At 44.8% G+C, this 1,700-nt stretch carries 2 protein-coding genes; both read left to right on the top strand.

The features are described from left to right. The coding region (gene glmS, locus PX481_RS29305; RefSeq protein ID WP_288097493.1) for a glutamine--fructose-6-phosphate transaminase (isomerizing) at positions 1-1,266 on the top strand (1,266 nt) is incomplete at its 5' end. Between the two features lie 164 nt (positions 1,267-1,430). Continuing rightward, positions 1,431-1,700, top strand: a 270-nt coding sequence (locus PX481_RS29300) for a DUF3067 family protein (protein ID WP_288097491.1), incomplete at its 3' end; no start/stop codon positions are given.

The raw sequence follows: 1,700 nt of genomic DNA, 5'->3' as shown, positions 1-1,700 counted from the left end.
GTGCTGTCCCTGGATAATGGCGAAATCGCTCGGTTAACACCCTTGGGAGTAGAAATTTATAATTTTGAGGGCAAAAGAGTCCGTAAAAGCCCCAGAGTCCTCGATTGGAGTCCGACGACCGTAGAAAAACAGGGTTATCGTCACTTCATGCTCAAGGAAATCTACGAACAACCCGGAGTGGTGCGCGACTGTTTAGGAACCTATCTGCATCCCCATTGGACAGCACAAAATGAGGATAATGTCAACCCGATAAATATTAATTTTTCTGAAGAAATTTACGATAATTTAGAACATATTCAGATTTTAGCCTGTGGAACCAGTTGGCACGCTAGTTTAGTCGGTAAATACTTGATCGAGCAGTTGGCAGGTATTCCCACCAGGGTACAGTACGCCTCGGAATTTCGCTATGCACCCACGCCCCTGATGCCCAATACTTTAACTATCGGGGTGACGCAATCGGGGGAAACAGCCGACACTTTAGCGGCTTTGGAAACGGAAAAACAGCGTCGTTTAGGATTAGAAAAAAAATATCAGGCCCGGATTATCGGTATTACTAATCGCCCCGAAAGTACCCTAGCACAAATGGTCGATCAGATTATTAATACCCAAGCAGGAATCGAGATCGGGGTGGCGGCAACTAAGAGTTTTACGGCACAATTATTGGGTTTTTATCTCTTAGCTTTGGATTTATCCTATCGTCGTCAAACTTTGTCTTTAGAGAGAATCGAGGAAATTATTAATGGAATGCGATCGCTGCCAAGATCGATCGAAACTGTCTTAGAAACACAGGAAAAAGCGATCGAAGAATTGGCCCATGAATTTAATGACACCCAAGACTTTATTTTCTTGGGACGGGGGATTAATTTCCCCATTGCCTTAGAAGGGGCCTTAAAACTCAAAGAAATCAGTTATATTCATGCGGAAGGCTATCCAGCCGGAGAAATGAAACACGGACCAATCGCGCTTTTAGATGCAAAAGTTCCCGTAGTAGCGATTGCTATGCCGGGGATAGTTTATGATAAGGTTCTCTCCAATGCACAGGAAGCAAAAGCAAGGGATGCGCGATTATTGGGAGTAGTTGCCGACAGCGATACGGAAGCGCCAAAAGTCTTTAATGATTTGTTGTATGTGCCGGAAATTGAAGAATTATTATCGCCAATTCTAACAGTAATTCCCCTACAATTGCTCTCCTATCATATCGCAGCCCGTCGCGGTTTAGACGTGGATCAGCCGCGCAATTTAGCCAAAAGTGTCACAGTGGAGTAAAGTTCAACAGGTTGAAACTATCCGATCAAGTGGAGATATCTGATCGTTGTGCTTTGCTGTTCTATGTTGTTCAGGTTTCATCCCTTCGGTAAAACCGAGGGTCCTCCCCTGACATTTGTGATAAAATCAAGAGGCCGACTGACATCTGAGAAGCGATAGCAACCATGACGGGTGTGGACTTACAGCAATTATTACTAGAAAAATGGGGTCGTTCCTACGATATCCAGCTACGACGCATCAAAGATAAGGTTCATGTCCAGGTAATGTGGAAATATCTCGAACAAGCTTCTTTTCCCCTCTCCGAGTCTGAATATCTGGAACATCTCAATGCGATCGCTAATTATCTCCACGAATGGGGTGGTTTTAGTCAATTTCAAGCTTTTATCCGCGAAACCCGCGAGCGTCCCCGTCTCGGTAAAGCGGTTAGTCTGGCC

The organism is Microcystis sp. M53603_WE2 (assembly GCF_030065435.1).
The sequence above is the reverse complement of the archived record's forward strand: the minus strand, read 5'-3'. Positions and strand labels throughout refer to the sequence as shown.